The following is a 22,633-nucleotide window of genomic DNA, read 5'->3' as shown; positions in this document are numbered from 1 at the left end:
TGGCGAAGCGAACACGGTGTTCATTGACGGTGACCGCGCACTGAACCAAGGTGTTGGCCAACCCCGGACCGCCTCACCGTCACCCTTCTCCCCTCGGTGATCTGCTCTCACCTCGGTGATCCGTCGGTCTCTCCGGCGTACAGCGGCGTACGCATTCGAATGCTTGACGCACGACCTCCTCCGCCCCGCGTCCCCAGGAGCCTCAAGCATGTCCGTGACCTCGTCCTCCACCACCCAAGGGGGCTCGTCGCTCGACGACGCGCCCGTCAGTTCCTTCCACCGCCGGATCATGGCGGTCGCCATGGGCGGCCCGTTCTGCGACGGCTATCTGCTCGGCGTGATGGGTGTCGCCCTCGGCCTCATCACCCCGGCACTCGCCCTCGACACCCTGTGGACCGGCCTGGTCGCCGCGTCCGTCCTGATCGGCGTGTTCATCGGCGGTGTCGTCTTCGGCCCGATCACCGACCGGGTCGGCCGCCATCTGATGTACGTCCTCAACCTGGCCGCGTTCGTGGTCTTCTCGGCGCTCCAGTTCTTCGTCGCGGAGGCCTGGCAGCTCGTGGTGCTGCGGCTGCTCATCGGTGTCGCGATCGGCGCCGACTACCCCATCGCCTCCGCCCTCACCACCGAGCTGGTCCCCCGCCGACTGCGCGGCCCGGCCCTGTCCGGCCTGGTGCTGGCCTGGTGGATCGGCTACGGCGTGAGCTACTGGGTCGGCTGGGCGCTGACCGGTCTCGGCGACGACGCCTGGCGCTGGATGCTGGTCTCCGGCGCGGTCCCGGCACTGGTCTTCCTCGTCTTCCGGGCCGGCATCCCGGAGTCCCCGCGCTGGCTGGCCTCGCGCGGCCGGATGGACGAGGCGCGGGCCGTCGTGAGCAAACACCTGGGCCCCGACATCGACGCCGACGAGCTTCTCGCCGAACCCCGGCGGGAACAGCGCGGCGGCTCGGGTCTCGGCAATCTCGTCGAGATCTTCAAACGCGGGTACGCGGTCCCGGTCGTCTTCTGTTCCGTGTTCTGGATCTGTCAGGTCGCACCGGCGTTCGCGGTGCGCTCCTTCCAGCCGCAGATGCTGTCGGCCTTCGGCGTGGAGAGCACGTACGGCGCGAGCGCGCTGATCACCACGCTGGCGGTCGCGGGCATCGCCCTCGGCCTCGTGGTCGTCAACCGGATCGGCCGCCGGCCGCTGCTGATCAGCACGTTCGCGTGCATCACGGTCTCGTTGCTCGCGCTGGCCGTGCTGCCGCTGCACTGGGCGTTCCTGGTGGTGACCCTGTTCGCCGCGTTCCAGTTCTTCGAGGCGGCGGGCAGCGGGCTCCAGTTCGTCTACCCGAGCGAGTTGTTCCCGACCGACCTGCGGGCCACGGGAGTCGGCATCGCGACCGCGATGAGCCGGGTCGGCTCGGCCACCTCGACGTTCCTTCTCCCCATCGCCGCCGACGACCTGGGCGTGCGCGGCACGCTCGGCATCGCGGTGGTGATCACGCTGGTGGGGCTCGTCGTGTCGTACTTCCTCGCCCCCGAGACCAAGGACCTGGCCCTGAAGGACGTGGGTCTGGCCAAGGCCGTCAGCGGTTCCTGAAAACAGCGGAATCACCGAAGTCTCTGAACACCCCTCCCCCATAAAGGAGTTCACCGCATGCGCAAGGTCGTCAGCTTCGACTGCTACCGCACCCTCATCAACTTCGACACCCGCGCCGCCACGCACGAGATCGTCAAGGACCGGCTCGCCGAACTCGACGTCGACCCGGACCAGTTCCACCACGACGCGTACGTGATGCGCTTCCAGGGCGTCGTCGACGCGTACCGTCCCTACCGCGAGATCGTCCGCGGCACCCTGCGCAACGTCATGCTGCTGCACGGCCTGGAGTACCGGGACGAGGACGGCGAGGCGCTGGTCGAGGCCATCACGAAGTTCAAGCCGTTCCATGAAGTCCCGGACGCGCTGCGGCGGTTGAAGAGCGAGTACGACATCGCCATTCTCTCCAACAGCGAGGACGACCTCATCTCGTACGCCGTCGACGAGCTGGGCGTCGAGTGGGACTACGTGCTCACCGCCGAGCAGGCCGGGGCGTACAAGCCGCTGCCGCAGGCCTTCGAGTACCTGATGAAGACGACCGGGCGCGGCCCGGAGGACATCATCCACACCGCCCAGGGCTGGGAGTACGACATCATGCCGACCAAGCGGTACCCGGGCATGCGGCGGATCTGGGTGAACCGGTACGGCTTCCCGGGCTCGGCGGCGTTCCAGCCGTACGAGGAGATCAAGGACCTGTCCGAGCTGCCCGGCCTGCTCGGCGTCTGATCCTCCCGGCACCCGCACCCGCCCGCCGCTTCGAAAGGAACATCCCGTGAGCGCGACCACGCTCGGCCGGCCCGGACCGGTCAACGGCCGGATCTCCCACTGGTTCAGTGAACTCCCCACCCCCCGACCGGCGTTGCCCGGCGACCGCGACGCCGATGTGTGCATCGTGGGCGCCGGTCTCACCGGGTTGTGGACCGCGTACTACCTGAAACTGGCCGACCCGACGCTGCGCATCACCGTCCTGGAGGCCGAGTTCGCCGGGTTCGGCGCCTCCGGGCGCAACGGCGGCTGGGCCTCGGGACTGGTTCCCGGGGCGCGTGACCGGCTCGCCGAGCAGTACGGGCGGGACGCGGTGCTCGACTATCAGCGCGCGATGAACGAGGCCGTCGACGAGATCATCGCCGTCGCGGAACGGGAGGGCATCGACGCCGACATCGTCAAGGGCGGCACCCTGCGCGTGGCCCGGACCCCGGCCCAGGCGACCCGGCTGCGGCACAAGACCGAGGCCGACCATGAGTGGGGTGTCACGGACTCGGTGATGCTGACGCCGGCGGAGGCCGGCGAACGTATCCGCGTCGAGGGGATGACGGCGGCGGCCTGGACGCCGCACTGCGCCCGGTTGCAGCCGGCGGCTCTGGTGCGGGGACTCGCCGATGTGGTCGTACGGCTTGGTGTGAACCTGTACGAGAAGTCGCCGGTCAGCGTTGTCGAGCCGGGGCGGGCGGTCACCGTGCACGGTTCGGTGCGCGCGCCTGTCGTCCTGCGGGCGACGGAGGGATTCACCGCGTCGTTGAAGGGGCTGCGGCGTGCCTGGTTGCCGATGAACAGCTCGATGATCGTGACCGAACCGCTGGCGGAGGGGGTGTGGGACGAGATCGGGTGGGCCGGGCGCGAGACCTTGGGCGACACCGCGCACGGGCATCTGTACGCCCAGCGCACTCCGGACGATCGGATCGCGATCGGGGGGCGTGGGGTGCCGTATAGGTTCGGGTCTCGGACCGACTCCGACGGGCGGGTGGCCGACCGGACGATCGGCGAGCTGACCGAGACCCTGTACAAGGTGCTGCCGCAGACCGCCGGCGCCCGGGTCGACCATGCGTGGTGCGGGGTGCTCGCGGTGCCGCGTGACTGGTCGGCGACGGTGGGGCTCGACCGGGTGACCGGGCTCGGCTGGGCCGGGGGGTACGTCGGGCACGGGGTGACCTCCACGAACCTGGCCGCCCGGACGCTGACCGATCTGGTGTTGGGGCGGGAGTCCCGGCTGACCCGGTTGCCGTGGACCGGGCATCGGCCTGGCACGTGGGAGCCGGAGCCGTTGCGGTGGCTCGGGGTGCGGGGGCTTTACGTGGCGTATCGGATGGCGGATCGGCATGAGGCGGGTGGGCGGGGGCGGACTTCGCCCATCGCTACGGTTGCAGATCTAATCGCACGCCGGCCCTAACCCCGCCAGGGGCGCGGGGCAGCGCCCCTATGCGGCTCCGCCGCGTGGGCGCGACCAGCCACAACAAACCCGCACCCGCCAACGCGACAGACGCTCTACGGCGAACAGGCGCACCCCTCCGAGGAGCTTGCACAAGCCTCGCCCCACCCCGCAGAGTGTTCCGGAACCACACCGCCACACCTCCGGAGGAACCCGCGCCCATGCCGTTTCTCACGGTCGCCGACGTACTGCGCCTGCCCGTCATCGCGGCCGGGCTGCCCCGAGTCGCGGCCGGTGAGGGGCAGTTGGGGCGCACGGTTCGGTGGGTCCACGTCACCGAGCTTCTTGATCCCGCCTCGTTCCTGGAGGGTGGGGAACTGGTCCTGACCACCGGCATGCCGCACCCCTCGGATCCGACCCAACTGCGCGGCTACGTCGACCAGTTGGCGGACGTCGGAGTGGCGGGGCTGGTCGTGGAGCTGGGGCGCCGGTATCAGCAGGCGCCCCCGGATCTCGTCACCGCGTGCAGGGAGCGGGATCTGCCGCTGATCGTGCTGGCGCGCGGGGTGCGGTTCATCGAGGTCACGCAGACCGTGCACGCGCTGATCCTGGACGCGCAGGGCGAGTTGCTGCGCCGCGCCCAGCACGTGCACGAACTGTTCACGACGCTCACTCTGCGCGGAGCCGAACCGGAGGAGTTCGTACAGACCGCTTCGGACCTCTCCGGGTGTCCGGTCGTGCTGGAGAACCTGATCCACCACGCGGTGAGTTGGGCCGTGGCCGGGCGTGCGGACGGGCCGGTCCTGGATGCCTGGCCGCGTCGTTCGCGCGCCGCCGAGACGCCGGACCGGGCGACGGTCAGCGGGCCCGAGGGGTGGCTCGTGGCGCCGGTCGAGGAGCGGAGCAGCCGGTGGGGGCGACTGGTGATGCTGCCCCTCACGGGCGGACCGCCCTTCGGTCCTGAACACACAATGATCCTCGAACAGGCCGCCACCGCCCTCACGTTGGCCCGGCTGACCGGCGCTCCGGAGTGGGATCGGCGGGCGCACAGTTCCGTCCTGCTCGATCTGCTGCACTGGCGGTATCGCAGCCGTACCGAGGCTCGGTTGCGGGCCGAGGCGCTGGGGCTCCCGACGACCGGGCATCGCCTCCTGCCGGTCGTCGTGGACCACGCGGGGGCGCGGGTCGGCGACACCACGGTGAGCGCTCACCTCGCCGAAGGGCTCCTCACCTCCGGCGTCAAGGCCCTGGTGGGAGACCTGTCCGGGCGGCGTACCGGACTGCTCATGGCGCTGGCCCGCGCGAGCGCCTGGCAGCCCGTCGTGGAACGCATCGCCCTCGATCTGCGGGCCACGCTCGGGGAGGACGCCGTCGTCGCGGTCGGCCCGGGCGTCACCGAACTCAGCCAGGTCACGCGATCGTTCCGCGAGGCCGAGGAGGTCGCCGACGCCATCGGGCCGGCCTCCCGCGGCCGCCCCTTCTACGTCGCCTCCGACGTCGGTCTCCCGGAACTGCTCTACTCCCTGCGCGACGACGTCCGGGTCCAGAAGTACGTGGAACACCGACTCGGGCGCCTGGTCCAGCACGACGCCCGGCACGGCAGCGACCTGCTCTCCACCCTGCGCGAGTACCTCGACGCAGCCGGCAACAAGTCGATCGCCGCCAAGCGCGTCGGGCTCTCCCGGCAGGCCTTCTACCAGCGCCTGCACACCATCGAACGCCTCCTCGGCACCGACCTGGAGGCCGGCGCCGAGCGCACCCAACTACACGTCGCCGTAACCGCGTTGGAGGTTCTGCACGGGAAGCCGACGGACTCATCGGACTGATCGACGGCTTCGTCTCCGCCGGGGGGACGGTGGCTTGGAGTGCGTCAGGCGGGGCGCCCTGCGGACTTCCGGTCGGCGCCGTGTGACTTCAGCGCCGCTAGGAACCCCTCGGCGAGACGCCTCACAATGGTCAAGTCGCCCCGCTCTGTCGAGGCCCGGACGACGGCCCGGAGTTGGGCGTCCGGATACGTGTCGGCGTACACCTCGCACCCGTCGATCGCGTACGCCTGTGCCAGCGCAGCGCCGAGTGCCTCCGCGTGGGCCTCGGCGCAGGCGCGCGCGTTCGCGTCGCTGCTCAGCCGCGCGTACTCGTGGCCGTATCCGTCGGCCTCGGTCGCGGAGAAACCGTTGGCCAGCGCGTAGTCACGGGCGCCCGTGTGGGCCTCGGTGTACGCGCTCGTCCGGTCGTACGCGGCGTCGTAGAGGCGCAGGAGCGCCGGGGTGAGCGCCGTGCGCCAGGTGTCGTGGTCCGCCCTCCCGCCCTGTGCCGCGTCTCGGTGCAGGTCTCCGAGGGCGGCGAAGGCAGCGATGTCCCCGTCATGCTCCGCCTCGGCGAGGAGCGGCAGGATCGTGTCGGCGTGCCAGCTGTGGACGGCGCGCAGGCCGCTCGTGTCCGGGCCACTGCGGAGAAGGGGGTGCAGACGGGCCGCCCAGGCCTCCCGCATGTCCGGCGGCAACTCCTCATACAGGGTTGTGGCGACGGGCCACAGCCAACCCGGCCCCGCCTCCGGAGGCGGATCGGAGGCGGGATTCCGTAGCGCGGCGAGGAACGCCGCAAGGGCAGTGGTCGTGGGCACGGGGCACCGTCGCTTCCGTCGCTTCCGTCGGGGAACCGGGTCAGGCGTGTAGGCGGCTGCCGTTGACGGCGACGCGGCGGCCCTCGCGGGTGTACGGGAAGTAGTCCCAGACGGCGTGGTGTTGGACGCTGCGGTTGTCCCAGAGGACGAGGGTGCGCTCCTGCCAGCGGACCCGGCAGTGCAGCAACGGGGTGCGGGCTATGTGCGCGTACAGCATCTCCAGCAGGGCGTCGCTCTCGACGCGGGACAGCTGAGGGATGTGCGAGGTGTAGGGGGCGTTGACGAACAGGAGTTTGCGGTCGGTCTCCGGGTGGCGGGCCACGACCGGCTGTTCGGTGCGCGGTACTTCGTACTCGGGCGGCGGGGTCTGTCCGGCGGCGGTCCAGGGCAGGGCTCCGTCGTGGACGGCGGTGAGGCTTTCGAGGAAGCTGCACATCGCCGGGGAGAGCAGTTCGTAGGCGAGGTGCATGTTGGCGAAGACGGTGTCACCGCCGCTGCCGCCCTCGGGGATGGTGGTGATGTACAGCAGCGAACCGAGGGAGGGTTCGGCGTCGGCGGTGCCGTCGGCGTGCCAGCCGTTGCCGGCCACGGCCTTGGACTCCTTGGTCGCCTTGATCTCCAGGATGTACGGGTCGGATCCCTCGGGCGCGAGGGCCACGGGGTGCAGTTCACCGAAGACGCCCGCGAATCGCTTGTGTTCCTCCGGAGTGATGTCCTGGTCGCGGAAGACGAGGACGTGGTGGGTCTGGAACGCGTGCTTGAGTTCCTTCTCCTGCTGGGGTGTCAGTTCCTGGGACAGGTCGAGGCCGGTGACCTCGGCACCCAGCAGCGGGGTGATCGGGGCGACGGACAGAGTGTCGTAGGGCTCGGCGGGGCGGGTGGTGAGCCGCTCGACGGCCTTGAGTGCGTAGTCCTCCATGAGGGACCTCCGTGGCATTGGTCGTAAGAGAAGGGGGGAAGAGAGGGCCTACAACTACAGGCCTCGGTCGAGGAGTTCGGATACGACGAGACGCCCGAAGGCGAGGTTGCCGTGGATCGTGTCGTCCGCCTGGGAGAAGGCGGGGCGTTGCAGGCCGGTGGTGTCGGTGACGCGGGCGCGCAGGTCGACCAACTCGACGTCGCGAGCGCTGAGTTCGGTGACGAGGATGTCCTGCGCGGCGAAGAAGACGTTCGGGTCGGACATGCCGGGGACGCGCTGGGGCGGGAGGGGCGCCAGCACCCGTAGGCCCAGGGCGACGGCGTGGTCGTAGAAAGTGAGGGCGCCTCGGACGGTCGCGCGGACCAGGTCGGCGAAGAGGCGGCTGCGGAGGAAGGTGTCCGGGACGGTGCCGTGTCGGTCGCGGTAGAGGTCCCAGTTCTGGCGGGTGGCCACCGTGTGGGCGCTCAGGCCGAAGGTGCACACCAGCGGCACCGGCAGTTCGTCGAGTGCGGTCACGTCGAGGGTGTCGAGGTGTTCGCGGTAGAGCCGCTGCGTCTCGGTCTGCCGGAAGGTGAGGTCGGTGGCGTCGGTGTCGGTGTCTGCGTCGAAGAAGGGGCCCAGGAAGTCGCGCCCGGAGCCTAACGGGCCGCCCGCGAAGGGCAGTTCGGCGGCCTGGGCGGCGCGTCCGACACAGCCTGCGTGGGAGTCACCCAGCAGAAGGAATCGGGCGGGGGTTGTAGTAGTCGAGCACGGCGTCGTCACACCAGTGGTCCTCTCCGCCTGCGGTGGGGGTTTTGGCGGTGATGGGTCCGGGCGCGGGGTGCGCCGTAGCGGAGGGGCCCTGGAGGGCCTGGAAGAAGTGCCGCATCACGAAGGCCACGCCGTCAGGGGTGACCGTGCGGAGGTTGGGTTCGTAGAAGGCCGCCCGGTACGGGAAGCCGGTGATGATCTCGTACGACGGGAAGTAGTCGACGTCGTCCGTCTCGTCCGCCAACTGCCCTGCCGCCGCGCGCAGTACGGACTTCGAGTAGGTGGTGGCGACGAGGGCGTGGCGGCCGGTCGCGGTGGCCGTCAGAGGCACCGGGGAGACGGTGAGGACCATGCGCAGCCGGGAGTTGACCCCGCGAGCCAGGGCGAGCACGGCCGTCAGGTCGCTGTGCACCTGCGCCACCGTGTGGTTGCGCAGGACGTGCCGGGCGGGGTCGAAGGTGCCGCGTACCGTCCCCGGGCACATCGGCAGCACCGTGCCGGTCACGGTGTCGTGCCAGGCCTCGGTCAGGCCGAGAGTGAAGACGAGGACGTCGGCCTTGGTGAGGGCGGTGCGGATGGCGGCGAGGGTGACCTCGCGGGAGCGGAGCAGGTCGTCGGGTGAGGCGAAGCCGGCCGGTTCGACGGTGGGCCGGTAGGGGTCGTGGAAAGTCTCGTGGGAGGTGCCGCAGGTGATGCCGTCTGAGGTCCCCTCCTCCGCCCAGACCTCCTCGGGCGGTTTCTCCTCGTCGAGCGCCCAGGCGATCCATTGGCGTAGCGCGGCGGCCGTGTAGATGTTCCCGGTACGGAAGGAGAAACGGCGGTAGCCGCGTGCGGACTGTTCGGCGCGAGTGAGGCCCGAGGGCGGCAGTTCGGCGTCGTACCAGTGCATGCCCTCTTCCAGGAGGGCCCGTCCGATGTGTGCGGCGAAGCACGAACCGGCGGTGACGACGGGAGCGTCCTGGCCGATCGTGAACTTCGGCGTCCACAGGTCGGTGATGTCGAGCGCGTCGGGTTCGGCGACCGCGGTACGCCAGAAGGACCGCTCGGGGAGGCGGGTGTAGGGGTGCTGCACGGTGACCTCCTCAGGATCTTCCGGCGGGGTGGGGCAGGGCGGCAACGGGGGCTTGCGTGTGGAGTGGGGCCGCTGCGAGCGCGGCCGCGATCGCTTCTACGTGGGGTTCCGCGACGAGTTCGTAGTGCGTGGCGTCGACGTGATGGAGACGGAAGGGGCGGGGCAGATGGGCGTCCCAAGCGCCGGGTTCGGTCGGCTCTGGTCCCAACACCCCTTCCTCTACGGTGCGTTCAGCCAGCCATACGACGGCGGGCGTCCGGCGTAGGCGCGGCAACTGGTGGTCGGCCATGGCCGCGAGGTTGGTCCGGCAGCAGTCCGCGAGGCGTTCGGCGTAGGCGCGGCCGGAATCCGACAACCGTCCGCCACCACTGCCACTGCCACTGCTACCGCCGTTGCCGCTCAATTCGCGGGCGAACACCGCGTCCACCTGTTGTTCGTCGTACGCCGCGAGTCGTTGTCCGGCGCCGGGTGGCGGTGGATCGAGGAGGTGGACGGCGTCGAACGGTCGGCCGTCCGCCTCGGCAAGTGCCGCCATGGACAAGGCGGTCCAGGCACCGAACGACCAACCTGCCAGGCGCAGGCGGCGGTTCGGATCCGGAAACGCGGCCCGGACTGCATCCAGATAGTGCGCCGCACGATCGGCGATCGACCGGGCAGGCAGCGACGGGTCACGCAGTTTCGGGTCGGCGATCAGACAGACCGTCAACTCGTCGGGCAGGGCCGCCACAAGAGGTCGGTAAGCCTGGATATCGCCGCCGACCGGATGCACCAGGCACAGCACGTCCGGACCCGGTCCGCGCTGCCACACCTCGACGTCCACCGCAGCGGCCGAGGCGCGCGTGCCGGTGTCGATGTGGCCCAGGTGCCCGAGGATCTCGGTGAGGCTCACCCGGTGACTCAGTCGGGACAGGTCGATGTCGGTGCCGTAGCGGCGTTTCACCTCGTCGATGAGTTCCAGCAGGGTGAGCGAGTCGGCGCCGAGGTCGTACAGCGCGGCCTCCGGGTCGACGGTGTCCACGCCGAGCAAGTCGACCAGGATCTCGGTGAGTTCGGCCGTGGCATCGCCCTGCGCGGGTTGCTCGGAGGAGACCGGCTCGTATCGGGAGTCGGGGTCCGCCTCGTAGAAGAAGCGAGCCTCCGCCAAGGGCGTGGTGTTGACCATCAGATGGGGCAGTTGAAGGTACAGGGCGCGTTCGAAGACAGCCGCGCCGTCCTCGGGGGTGAGCGCCACCTTGAGATGTTCCTGGTGGCGGGCGTCGGCGGTGAGGGCATTCTGCGCCATGCCGACGTCCCGCCAGGCGTCCCAGCCGATGCTCATACGGACGGTGGTGGCATCGTCGCCGGGCGGCGAATGGTGGGCGTAGGCGTCGAGGCAGGCGTTGGCCGCCGCGTAGTCGAACTGTCCAACTCCCCCGAACCTGGACGCCATTGACGAGCAGTAGGCCGCGTAGTCGGGGTCGTGGTCGGCGATGAGCTGTTCGACGAGCAGGGCGCCGCGCAGTTTCGCGGCCGTGGCGCGGCGGCCGACGGCGGGGTCCCGGCGGGCGAGGAGTCCCCCGGCGGCCGTTCCCGCGGCGTGGACGATACCGGCGAGGCCGTCGAGGTGCGGGGCCAGGCGGTCCGCGATCGCGCCCAGGTCGTCCTCGGCGAGGTCGGCCGGGACCAGGGTGACGCGGTCCCGGTACGGCCGTAGCGCGGGCGGTGTCTCGGTCCCCCGGGCGACGAGGACCACGTGGTTGCCGGGGTGTTCCAGGAGGCGGGCGGCCAGGGTGGCGCCGATGCCTCCGGTGCCGCCGAGCACCAGGTGGGTTCCGGGGGCGGCCGAACGGATGGCTCTTGGCGGGGAGTTGAGGGCCGGTACCGGTTGGAGTGTGCGCTGCCACCAGAAGCCGTCGCGCAGGGCGATCGCCGGTTCGGTGATCGTGTCGTCCAGGAGGAGGTCGGGCAAGTGTGCCGCCCAGTCGGCCGGGCGGGGTCCGGGCAGGTCCAACCAGCGCAGGATCACGCCCAGTTCCTGCCGGGGCACTTCGAGGGCGGCGGCGAGCAGGCCCGCCTCAGGGGTGCGGACGGGGCCGGTGACCGGTTGCGCCCCGTGGGACAGCAGCCAGGCGCGTGGCCGTACGGCATCCGGGACGTCGGCCAGAGTGCGGGCGAGTGCCGCGACGGTGTCGAGGCAGGCCAACTGGGCGGCCTCCAGGGCGTGTTCATCAAGGCTGCCGTCGAGAGCCAGCGGCAACGCGTGCAGCCAGTCGACCCCGGGTCCGTCGGGCCGGGTGACCCGCTTCAGCACGGTGGCCAGTTGTCCGGAGTCAGCGGGATCGGCCTCGTAACGGTCATCGTCGAGGCGGGCGAAGGCCTTCCCCGCGCACACGGTCACGACCCGGGCGTAGTGCCGTTCAAGGAATCGCCACGACTCGCTGCCCGCTTGCGTGACCACCACGGCGGTGCGCCGCGGTTCGTGAACGCCGGTGCGGGCGCGGCGCGACCGTGTCCACTGCGGCTGGTGCAACCACTGGTCGGCGGGTAGCCGTTGCGGTCCGGCCGACGGCGCGGACACACCGGCCGGGGCCGCTACGGGCGTACGCGCGAAGTCGTACTCCTCCGTCTCGAAGGCGGGCGGCGGGAAGTCCCAGGGCGCGGAGGCCGGACCCTCGGGCCATACGAGGATGTGCCCGGCCGTCCATGCCTCGGCGAGGGCATGGGGGTCCCGGTCCTGGTTCGGGCTGCCGGCCTGCGGCCGCGGCGCCGTGATGTCGGAGAGCGCTTCGAGCCCTTCGAGCCACGCGACGGCGGAGCCGGCGTCCGGACAGACGGCCGCCGCCCGGTGGCCGAGCGCGGGCCGTCCTGCCTGGAGGTGGCGCAGGACCTGCGGATAGGTGTCGGGGTTTGCCCTCAGGTAGGCGGCGATACGACGCCCATCCGCGCGCACGGCTGCCTCGGAACTGCCGGACAGCACCAGGCACGGCACCAACTCGTTCGCGGCGTGCGCAACTTGGACCGCATCCGGCTGTTCGAGCAGCAGGTGGGCGTTGGTCCCGCCGATGCCGAAGCTGCTGACGGCGGCGACTCGCGGCCCGTCCTGCGGCCAAGGTTCGGCCGCGACCGATATGCGGAACGGGCCGTCGTCGATCTCGGGGTTGAGCCGGTCGAAGTCCGCCGTGGGCGGGACGATCCCGTGGTGCACGGCGAGCACGGCCCGCACCATTCCCACAACGCCCGCGGCGGCGCCCAGGTGTCCGATCTGACTCTTCACCGAGGACAGCGCCACGCGCGCGTCGTCCGCCAGGCCGTACGCCTGGCGCAACGCGGCCGCCTCCACCGGGTCTCCGAGGCGAGTGCCGGTGCCGTGCGCCTCCACATAGCCGAGGTCGGTGCCGCTACGGCCGCTGCGGTGCAGGGCGGTGCGGATCGCGGCGCGTTGCCCGGCGAGGGCGGGGGCGCTGTAACTGAGCTTGTCCGAACCGTCGTTGTTGATACCCGAGCCGGTGATGACGGCGTAGACGGTGTCCCCGTCCCGGCGCGCGGCGGCGAGGGGCTTGAGGACGACGACGCCGGTTCCGCTGGCACCGACAGTGCCGGCGGCGTCCGCGCTGAAGGGTCGGCAGTGGCCGTCCGGGGAGAAGATGTGCTGCGGTCGGTAGGTGTAGCCGTCGGTCAGTTCGGTGTCGACGAGGACCCCGCCGACGAGCATCACGTCCGCGTCGCCCTGCCGCAGCATCCCGGCGGCGACATGCACGCCGACGAGCGAACTGGAGCACGCCGACTGCACGGTGAAGGCGGGCCCTGTCAGGCCGAGGTGGTAGGCGGCCTTGGTGGCCAGGAAGTCCTTCTCGTGGTGCAGCGCGAGCCGGAAGGTGTCGGGCAGTTCGGCGGGGTCCGCCTCGCGCAGCATGCGCTGGAAGTAGGTGTTCTCCCCGCAGGCGGCGAGGAGTCCGACCCGGTGGGCCGTCGGGTCGCCGATGCCGGCGTGGGCGAGCGCCTCGACGCAGTTCATCAGGAACTGCCGCTGCTGGGGGTCCATCAGCCGCGCCTCGTGCGGGCTGATCGTGAAGCGGCCCGGGTCGAAGTCGAACATCCCTGCCAACTGGCTGCGAGCGCCGACCCGGCCGTCCGTCGTCGGGAAGTCCTCGATGCCCCGGCGGCCGGAGACCACCAGGTCCCAGAAGGCGGCCAGGTCAGGGGCACCAGGCAGTCGTACGGCCATCCCGATGACGGCGATGGGTTCCTCGGCCCGCTCCCCCGGAGGCCGTGGGGCATCGGAGATGACGGCGGTCGCAACGGCGCCCTCCGATGCGCGTCCCTCCACCAGGCGGGCCAGCGCACGGAGGCTGACGTACTCGAACAACTCCGGGACGGTGAAGGCGAGTTCGGCCTCGCCCGCGCAGCGGAGCTGGAAGCGCATCAGGTCCAGGCTGGTGGCGCCCGCGTCGAAGAACCGCTGCTCCACGCCGATGGCCTTGCCGGTCACCGTCTCGAACAGCGCGGCCAGCCGTCCTTCGAGCGGTGAGACGGCCGGGGCGGTCACGTCGACGGAGCGCAGGTCCCGACCTGGGGCGGTGTATGCCGCCCGGCGGTCCAGCTTCCCGCTCGGCGTGCGCGGCAGCTCCGTCAGGCGGCGGAAGCGGCTGATGCGCACGTAAGCCGGCAGTAACCCGGCCAGATGGTCCGCGAGTTCGGCCGGATCGGGGTCGCCGCCCCGGCATTGCAGACAGGCCACCAGCCGACCGCCCTCCACCGCCACGACCGCGTGGGTCACACCGGGATATTGCAGCAAGGCGGCCTCGACCTGCCCCAACTCCAGCCGGAACCCGCCGAGTTTGACCTGGCTGTCGTCGCGGCCCGCGTAGTGCAGCAGACCCTGCTCGTCGAACCGGGCCAGGTCGCCGGTGCGGTAGAAGGTCCCGAGGTCGGGGTGGTCGGTGAAGCGGTCGCGGTTCGGCGTGTCGTCGCCGATGCCGACACCGACGTAGCAGCGGATGGCCATGACACCGCCGATCAGCAACTCGCCGGTGACACCGGGCGGGACGGGGAGACCGCCCGCGTCGACGACACGCAGGACGGCGTTCGCCACCGGGCGCCCGATCGCCGGGCGCAGCGGCCAGCCGGCGGGGTCTCCGTCGAGGCAGAGGCCACTGACGACGTGGGTCTCGGTGGGCCCGTAGTGGTTGAACAGCCGGGCGCCCGGCAGACCGGCGAACCAGCGGCGGATCGCGTCGGTGCACACCAACTGTTCTCCGGCGGTGACGACTTCGCGCAGCCGGGACGGGAACTGTCCGGTGCGCACGCCGTGTTCGGCGAGGAGTTGCAGAGCGACATACGGCAGGAAGATCCGCTCCGCTCCCCCGGTCTCCAACTCCCGGAGCAGGGACGGGACATCGTGCCGCCAGCCGGGTTCCACCAGGCGCAGCAGGCCGCCGGAGCACAAGGTGGTGAGGATCTCCTGGAAGGAGACGTCGAAGGACAGCATGGAGAACTGCTGGGTGACTGCCGACCCGCTCAGGCCGCCGTCGGTGCGCTGCCAGGTCAGCAGGTTGCACAGGGTCCGGTCGGTGACCTGGACGCCCTTGGGAGTGCCGGTGGAGCCAGACGTGAACAGGGTGTAGAGCGGGCGCAGCCCCTGGTGCGCGGGCAGTTGGGGCAGCGAGGTGGGGGTGTCGGCGAGGGTGAGAAGGTGCCGGGGCAGGGACGGTGGCGCGATCGTGTCGAGGACGTGCTCGTCCTCGGGTGCCACGAGGACGCACAACGGGTCGGCCTGGTCGAGCACGTGCCTCAGCAGGGGCGGTGGATAGGCGGGGTCGAGCGGTACGACGGTGAGGTTGAGGCGGGCCGCCGCCAGGAGCGCCACGATGTGTTCGGTGGAGGGCTGGAGGTAGAGCGCCACGGCTGCCGGGGCGGCGGGATCTGCCGGGAGGCGGGTACTGAGCGCGACCGCCAACTCGCCTGTCTGCGCGTCGAGTTCGGCGTAGGTGAGGGTGGACTCGCCGGTGGTGACGGCCGGGGCGTGCGGGGTCCGGGCCGCCTGCCGGGCGAAGCCGTCGGCGACGGTGGTGAAGTCCGGTGCGCGCGTGGGGCCTTGGCCGTGGTCGGGCACGGTACGGCGGTAGTCGGCGACCAGTTCGTGCAGGGTGATGTCGGTGTCAGTGCCGGTGTCGCCGGTCAGGTGGTCGAGGGTCTGGCGGAAGAGGCGGGCCGCGGCCTGGGTGCGGTCGGCGCCGATGTCGTCGCGGTACTCCCACAGGCAGTCGAACCCGCCCTCGTGCTCCACCACCGACAGCGTGAGGGCGCACTTGGCACCGAGCGGCTCGGGCCACAGCGGCCGTACTTCGCAGCCGTCGAGGCGCAGTGCCGAGAAGTCGGTGTTCTCCAGGACGAACAGGTAGTCGAACAAGGGGGTTCGCTCGCGGAAGGCGCGGTCCGCGAGGACGTCGGCGAGGGCCACCTCCTGGTCCTGGAGCACGGCGCGAACGACGTCGGAGTGGGCCGAGAGCTGGGCGTCCAGTGAGTGGTTGGGCTCCAACGGCAGGTCCAGGAGCGCGGTGTTGGCGAACATGCCGACCGTGTCCGCGAATTCGGGGCGGGGCCGGTTCACCACCGGCGTGGCGATCAGCGGACGGCCCTGCCCGGTCACGCCATAGAGGCTCGCGGCGAACGCGGACACCAGCAACTGGAAGCGCGTCATACCGAGTTGTGCGGCGCGACGGTCCAGCGCACTGCGGCGGACCAGGTCGAGCGAGGTGCGCAGTAGGTGCGCTCGTGGCACGACAGGCGTCGGTAGCGCGGGGGACGGCTCGCCGTCGCGGCCGTAGTGGGAGCGCAGCCGGGCGCGGCGGTCGTGGTAGGCGGGACTCGTGTGCCAACTGCGTTGCCAGCGTGCGAAGTCCAGTGGCGTCAAGGCAGCCGTGGACTGGACGCCGTCGCCGGTGCAGGCGTCGGTCAGGTCGTGGAGGAGAAGGTTGAGCGACCAGCCGTCCACGGCGACGTGGTGCAGGTGCAGCAGGAGCAGTCCGCCGTCGGACTGCGTCACCCAGGCGGCCCGCAGCGTCCGGGCGTCGCCGAGGTCGAAGCGGTGGTCGAAGAACCGGTCGGCGGTGTCCTGCCATTCCTCCCCGGGACTGGCTTCGAGGCGCTGCCACGGGTCGTAGGGGTCGCCGACCTGTTGGAGCAGCCCGTCGGGGGTGGGGACCAGCCGGGTGCGCAGGGCGACGTGTCGTTCCACCATCGCGCGCACCGCGCGGTGCAGGGCCGTCGTGTCGACGCGGCCTCGGACGCGGAAGGCCAACGGCACGTCGTAGGAACGGTTTTCGGGCTCGCGCTGGTGCAGGAGCCAGAGGCGTTCCTGCTCGCTGGTGGCCGGTGCGGTCGGTTCGCCGGAGGAGGCGGGTACGGGTGGGTGTTCTCCCGTAGTCGCGTCCGGGGCATGTACGGCGTCGGTGAGGGCGGCGAAGTCGGCCCGCAGGACGAGGTCATGCGGTAGGTCGACGGCGAAACGGTTGAGGATCTCGAAGCGGAAGCGCAGCGCCTTCAGCGAGTCACCGCCGCTCGCGGCCCAACGGTCGCCAGGGCGCAGGCCGTTGACGGCGAGGATGTCCTCGGCGACCTCCAGCACCCGCCGTTGCTCGGGGCTGACGGTTACGTCATCCTCCTGCGCACCGCGCCACGGGGTCCCGACGTCACGCAGCAAGGCGGCCTGGTCGACCTTGCCGTTGGCGTTTCGCGGCAACTCCGCGACGAGGTAGGTGTGGTGGGGGCGCATGTACGAGGGCAGGGCGGCGGCGAGGTGGCGGTCGTACGCGTCGTAGGAGAGTTCGTCGCCGAGGACGAGGAAGGCGAGCAGTTCGCTGCGGTCCGCTTCGTCGCGTCGAGTGCATATGTAGGCCCGGCGGACGGCGGGTTGGGCCAGGATCTGCCGTTCCACCTCGCCCGGTTCGATGCGGAAGCCGCGCACCTTGACCTGACGGTCGGCCCGGCCGACGTAGGTGGTCCGGCCTTCGGTGTCCTGGCGGACGAGGTCTCCGGTCCGGTACCAGCGGCGTTCGCCGCCGTCCTCGTGCGGCAGCCGTACGAAGCTGCGCGCCGTCTGCTCCGGGAGGTTGCGGTAGCCGAGGGCCAACGCCGGGCCGGACAGCAGTAGTTCGGCCACTTCGCCCGGCTCGGCGATGCGGTCGTCCTCGGTGCGGAGCAGTACGCCGGTGCCTGGGAGCGGGGTGCCGATGGGGATGGTGTCGCCGGTGAAGTCGCGCGGGATGGGGTGGCAGAGGGCGAAGGTCGTCGCCTCCGTCGGCCCATAGATGTTGTGCAGGACGGTGCGGGAAGCGGAGTTGGTCTCATACCAGCGGCGGACGATGGGTGCGTTGAGCTGCTCACCGCCGACGAGTACCTGTCCGACCGTGGCGAAGCACTCGGGTACCTGCTCGACGACCGCGTTGAACAGGGCCGTGGTGATGAACAGCGTGTCGACGCGGCGTTCGCCGAGAGTCTCGGCGAGTCGGGGCGCGCTGTGCACCTGATGGTCGTCGAGTACGACGCAGACGCCGCCGGTGAGGAGGGGGACCCACACCTCGAAACTCAGCGCGTCGAAGGCGGGGTTGGCCAGGCCGGCGAAGCGGGCGCCGGGTCGTAGGTCGAGGTAGCCGGGGCGTGCCAGGCGCAGCACTCCGTCGTCGGTGACCTCGACGCCCTTGGGATTCCCCGTGCTGCCGGAGGTGTAGAAGACGAAGCCCGTGGCGGTGTCGCCGGGCGGCCCCGGAGGCACGGCGGGCAGGACGGGGCCGTCGCCGGTCAGGAGCAGCTGGACGTCCAACGCGGCTACATGCTCGGGCAGTTGAGGTGTCTGCCCGCTTTCGTGTACGACCGCCACGGCGCCCGAGTCGTCGAGGATGTGCCGTTGCCGGTCGGGCGGGCTGAGTCGGTCGAGGGGGACGACGGTGGCTCCGGCGCGGCGGATGCCGAGCATGACGCAGACCAGTTGCCAGGAGCGGGGCAGGTGTACGGCGACCGCGTGGCCGGGGCGAACTCCGGCCGCGTGCAGCCACGTTGCCACTCGACCACTGGCCAGTTCGAGTTCGGCGTAGTCGAGGACCCGGTTGCCGTCCTCGACGGCGACGGCGGCGGGGGTGCGGCGAGCCTGGCCCAGCACCGCCTCGGCGAGGGAGACGGACCTCGTAGCGGCCGGGGTGACTCTGGGGGTGGGATGGAGGTCCATCACGCCTCCCGCGCCGGCGGCGCCAACTGGGCACCGTGGTAGGCGAGTTCGGCGGCGAGCAGGGATCCGACCTGAGCCGCTCCGACGCCCTCCAGGATCTCCCAGTGGTCGCATTCCATCGGCTCGACGCGGTAGTCGCCCTCGGCGCGACGCTGCCAGAAGGCACGGACCTCGGCATGGAAGGGGGTGTCGTCACCGTCCGGCACGGCCTGGGCGAGGACGATGCGCGCCGGGGAGGTCGCCGGGAGGTGTTCGCGGGCGGTGAGGCGGTTGTGGTTGTAGAGGTGGAAGTAGCGGTCGACCTGGGCGTCGTCGATGCCGGGGTACATCCCGTTGAACCTCACGAGTTTGTCGCGGAACTCGGCCGCGTCGACAGCGCCGATCTCCGCGCGTGCGGATGCGTCGTCGGTGGCCTGGGTGTCGAGGAGGACGACGCTGACGGCCCGGTGTCCGGCGCGGGCCAGGAGGCGTCCCATCTCGTGGGCGACGAGCCCGCCGTAGGACAGGCCGGCCAGGACGAGTGGGGCTTCGTCGTCGGGTTCGATCAGTCGCAGGTACTCCTCGGCCATGGCCTCCACGCTCGGCAGGAGGTCCTCGTCGGGGTTCACTCCCGGGGACTGGATGCCGTACAGGCCGACGCTGTCGGGGAGGAGTGTGGCCAGGGGGAGGTAGCAGAAGGCGGTGCCGCCGGCGGGGTGGACGCAGACGACGCGCGGGCCGGTGCCGGGGCGGAACTCGATGAGGCTGCCGGGTGCGGCGGTGCCGTCCTCGCGGAGCAGCGCGGCCAGTGACTCGATGGTGGGGCGGGTCATCACCTCGCCGACCGGTAGCCGGCGGCCGAATGTCTCGGTGACGGCGTGGGCCATCTTGATGGCGGAGAGCGAAGTGCCGCCGATTTCGAAGAAGTTGTCGCTGACGCCGATGTCCGGGTGGAGCAGGATCCGCTGCCAGATGCGGTACAGGCCGTGTTCGATGTGGTCGCGCGGGCTGGCCGTGTTGACCTGGTCGGTGGTCGACTCCTGGGCCAGGCGCAGGAGTTGGGGCCGGTCGAGTTTGCCGCTGCGGTTGAGCGGGAGGGTGTCGAGGTCGAGGAAGACGGCGGGGATCATGTAGTCGGGAAGTCGGCGGGCGAGGGCGGTGCGCCAGTCGTGGGTGGTGCGGGCCGGTGCGGTGCCCCGGCCGATGCCGGCGAGCAGGCGGGGCTGGCCGGTCGCGTCGTGGTCGACGAGGACGGCGGCCTCGCGTACCCCGGGCAGGGCCATGAGAGCGGCCTCGACCTCGGCGGGTTCGATCCGGAATCCGCGGAGTTTGACCTGGTCGTCGGCGCGGCCCATGTAGTGCGCCTGGCCGTCGGGCAGGCGCCTGGCGAGGTCTCCGGTGCGGTAGATCCGTTCGCCGGGCACGAACGGGTCGGGCAGGAAGCGTTCCTTGGTGAGGTCGGGGCGGCCGAGATAGCCGCGGGCCAGCGATGCTCCGCCGAGGTACACCTCGCCCACCACACCGGGCGGGACGGGTTCCATGCGGCCGTCGAGGACGTACATCCGGGTGCCGGGCAGCGGGCGGCCGATGGGGCAGGGCCGGTCCAGCGGGCGGGGGTCGTAGTACGCGGTGCTGTAGAGGGTCGCTTCGGTGGGGCCGTAGCCGAAGCAGATCCGCAGACCCGGGAGGTGCTGGGTCATGCGGTGCAGGGCGGCTTCGGTGAGGGACTCGACTCCCGTGAGCAGCGTGCGCAGTTGGAGCCCGCGCAGTCGTGCGGCGGGATCCTCGTCGATCCACTTGACGTAGGCGGGCGGCAAGAACGCCTGGGTCACGGCGTGTTCGCGCATCCATGCCAGCAGGGCCTCGGGGTCGCCGCGCAACTCCTCGGGGACGATGTGCAGTTCGCCGCCGGTGGTGAGGGGCAGCAGCAGTTCGTGGATCGAGGCGTCGAAGCCGATGCTGGACCAGGCCGAGCCGATCTCGCCGGGGGCGGTGCCCATGCGGGCGTGCCAGGTGGCGAAGAGGTTGAGGACGCTGCGGTGCTCCACCGCGACGCCCTTGGGCCGTCCGGTGGACCCGGAGGTGAAAATCACGTAGGCGAGTCGGTCGGGCGTGGGCGCGATGCCTACGGGCGGTTCGTGGTGGGCTGCTCCCTCGGCTTCCACGGCCCTCAAGTCGAGCCATTCCGGGGCGCGTTCCGCGCTGTCGTGGTCGCTCAGGACGAGGGGGCAGGCCGCGTCCTCGACCATGTTCGCGAGGCGTTCGGCGGGTTGGCCCGGGTCGAGCGGGAGGTAGGCGGCGCCCGCTTTGAGGATGCCCAGGATGCCGACAGCCAGGTCGCAGGACCGCTTCGCGTGGAGGCCGACGACGTCGCCGGGGCGGACGGACCGGGCGACGAGGGCGTTCGCGAGGTGGTTGGCGCGGCGGTCGAGGGTCGCGTAGTCCAGCGAGTTGTCGCGGTCGACGACGGCGGTGTGTGTCGGGCGTTCGCGGACGTGGGTCTCGAAGAGTTCGACGAGTCCGGAGGCCGCGTGCGGAACGGTTCGGGGGTCCTCGGACCGCGTGGCGTCGCCGTCGAGCAGCTCGCGTAGGCGTTCCTGAGGGGCCATCAACTCCAGGGCGCGGACGTCCCGTTCGGGGTGACGGGCCATGTCCGTGAGCAGGTGCCGCAGGTGGCCGGCCCAGCGCTCGGCGGTGGTGTGGTCGAGGAGGGCCGTCGCGTAGTCCAGGTACCCGGTGATCCGGCCGTCGGACTCGGTCGCCGAGACGGCGAGGTCGAACTTGGCCGGGGCGTGGGCGATCGGCAGCGGCTGGGCGTCGACCCCGGGCAGGTGCAGGAGGTCCCGCCGTTCGGGCACCCAGGCCAGCATGGTCTGGAACAGCGGCGTGCGGGAGGCGCTGCGCGGCGGGTTGACCAGCTCGACGATCCGCTCGAACGGCAGGTCCTGGTGAGCGAGTGCTTCGCGTACGACGGCGCGGGTGCGGGCGAGGGCTTCGGACGCGGTGAGGGAGCCGGACAGATCGATGCGCAACGGGAGGGAGTTGACGAGGAAGCCGATGAGACCGGCCGCGCCCGGACCGCGCCGGTTGGCGAAGGGGCTGCCGACAACGATGTCCTCCTGCCCGGAGAGGCGCGACAGGAGGATCGCCCAGCCGGCCAGTACGGCCACGAAGGGGGTGGCACCATGCTGTCTCGCGAGGCTGCGGAGCCCAACGGTGACCTCGGTGTCGAGACTGAACTCGGCCCGCCCGCCCGCGTATTGCTGTTCCTTCGGGCGTGGCCGGTCGGTGGGCAGGTCCAGCACGGGCGGCGCGTCGTGCAGCGCGCGGCGCCAGTAGTCCTCCTGAGCGGCGAGCGCACCGTCGAGGACGGCTTGCTGCCGGGTCTGCGTGTGGTCGGCGAACTGGACCGCGAGCGGCGGCAGTGGGTTCGGGGCGCCCGCCGCGAACGCCTCGTAGAGCTGGCCGAGTTCGTCCATCATGACGTTCATCGAGACGCCGTCGTAGATGCTGTGATGGAACGTCAGCAGCAGTACGTGGCGGTCCGGCCCCAGGGCGAGCACGCGTCCGCGTCCGAGGGCGCCGGTGTCGAGGTCGAACGGCCTTTGTTCCTCGTCGAGTTGGCGGGCGGCGACGCGTGCGTCGAGGTCAGGGGCGGCGGTTGTGCGGTCTGGAACTACGGGGGCGGAGCCTGCGGGATCCGGGACCTTGGCGTCGGGGACCTCGGGGTCGGGAGTTGTGGTGAGGTCCTCGAAGGTCAGGGCGAATCCCCCGCCCGGTGGGTCGATGTGCTGGTGGACCTCCCCCTCGGTGGCCACCAGCCGTGTCCGCAGCGTCTCATGACGGTTGGTCAGCTCGTCGAAGGCCCGGGACAGCAGGTCGACGTCGAGCGTGCCGGTCAGGGAGAAGGCGATCGTCTCGTTGTACGCGGCGTTCGCGCCCGGCAGTTGGGCCAGGAACCACAGTCGCCGCTGGGCGAAGGAGGCAGGTCGGACGCGGGGCGCCAACTCGGCGCCGCCGGTGGCCGTTTCGGTGGACGCGCATGGAGTGGGGACAGGGTGGGGGGTGGTGTGCACCGGCGGTACCTGGCCTTCCCATCGGTGTGGGGCGGGGTGTCATCGGGCGCGACGGGCCGGCCGGGGTCACCGGACTGCCGTCGGTCCTGAGGAGGCGTGCCCGCCGTCAAGCGGGCGTCGAGGTGGGGGCGGGGCGCGGGGCCGACGGCCGGGATGCGCGGGGCGCCGTCACCGCGGAACGCTCACCGGGAGACGGGGCACTCGTCAGGTCGTTGAGGGGGCGGGCGGGTCCACGGGGCGAAGAGGCCTGAAGCGGCCCGGCGATTCGATAATTCGATTCCCGAAAT

Annotated in this window: 10 protein-coding genes; 4 read left to right on the top strand and 6 right to left on the bottom strand. The window is 71.1% G+C overall.

What is annotated here, in order from left to right:
- Positions 1-208 precede the first annotated feature (208 nt).
- The 4 genes from OG194_RS46895 to OG194_RS46880 all read left to right on the top strand — a co-directional run bounded on the left by OG194_RS46895 (position 209) and on the right by OG194_RS46880 (position 5,551).
- Positions 209-1,582, top strand: a complete 1,374-nt coding sequence (locus OG194_RS46895) for an MFS transporter (RefSeq protein ID WP_327406851.1) — start codon at positions 209-211, stop codon at positions 1,580-1,582.
- Between the two features lie 57 nt (positions 1,583-1,639).
- A complete protein-coding gene (locus OG194_RS46890; protein WP_327406850.1) occupies positions 1,640-2,305 on the top strand; it encodes an HAD-IA family hydrolase in 666 nt (221 codons plus the stop codon).
- Between the two features lie 46 nt (positions 2,306-2,351).
- Positions 2,352-3,746, top strand: a complete 1,395-nt coding sequence (locus OG194_RS46885; protein WP_327406849.1) for an NAD(P)/FAD-dependent oxidoreductase — start codon at positions 2,352-2,354, stop codon at positions 3,744-3,746.
- A 200-nt stretch (positions 3,747-3,946) separates the two neighbouring features.
- Positions 3,947-5,551: a PucR family transcriptional regulator gene (locus OG194_RS46880; protein ID WP_327406848.1), complete on the top strand. Its 1,605-nt coding sequence runs from the start codon at positions 3,947-3,949 to the stop codon at positions 5,549-5,551.
- 44 nt (positions 5,552-5,595) lie between these two features.
- On the opposite strand, the gene OG194_RS46875 is transcribed toward OG194_RS46880, so the two are convergent.
- Genes OG194_RS46875 through OG194_RS46850 form a run of 6 tightly spaced genes read right to left on the bottom strand, consistent with a single transcriptional unit; the run spans position 5,596 to position 22,346 of the window.
- The gene (locus OG194_RS46875) at positions 5,596-6,348 is read right to left on the bottom strand and encodes a hypothetical protein (RefSeq protein ID WP_327406847.1); all 753 of its coding nucleotides are present in this window, start codon (positions 6,346-6,348) and stop codon (positions 5,596-5,598) included.
- A gap of 40 nt (positions 6,349-6,388) precedes the next feature.
- A complete protein-coding gene (locus OG194_RS46870) occupies positions 6,389-7,267 on the bottom strand; it encodes a TauD/TfdA dioxygenase family protein (protein ID WP_327406846.1) in 879 nt (292 codons plus the stop codon).
- 54 nt (positions 7,268-7,321) lie between these two features.
- On the bottom strand, positions 7,322-8,029 hold the full coding sequence (locus OG194_RS46865) for a hypothetical protein (RefSeq protein ID WP_327406845.1): 708 nt from the start codon (positions 8,027-8,029) through the stop codon (positions 7,322-7,324).
- Entirely contained in the window at positions 7,974-9,089 is a 1,116-nt protein-coding gene (locus tag OG194_RS46860; protein WP_327406844.1) for a GSCFA domain-containing protein, read from the bottom strand. The genes OG194_RS46865 and OG194_RS46860 overlap by 56 nt, the downstream gene beginning before the upstream one ends.
- A 10-nt stretch (positions 9,090-9,099) precedes the next feature.
- On the bottom strand, positions 9,100-18,291 hold the full coding sequence (locus OG194_RS46855; protein ID WP_327406843.1) for a non-ribosomal peptide synthetase: 9,192 nt from the start codon (positions 18,289-18,291) through the stop codon (positions 9,100-9,102).
- Entirely contained in the window at positions 18,291-22,346 is a 4,056-nt protein-coding gene (locus OG194_RS46850; protein WP_327406842.1) for a non-ribosomal peptide synthetase, read from the bottom strand. The genes OG194_RS46855 and OG194_RS46850 overlap by 1 nt, the downstream gene beginning before the upstream one ends.
- Between the last annotated feature and the right edge of the window lie 287 nt (positions 22,347-22,633).

This window comes from Streptomyces sp. NBC_01288, from assembly GCF_035982055.1.
GTDB lineage: Bacteria > Actinomycetota > Actinomycetes > Streptomycetales > Streptomycetaceae > Streptomyces.
The sequence above is the reverse complement of the archived record's forward strand: the minus strand, read 5'-3'. Positions and strand labels throughout refer to the sequence as shown.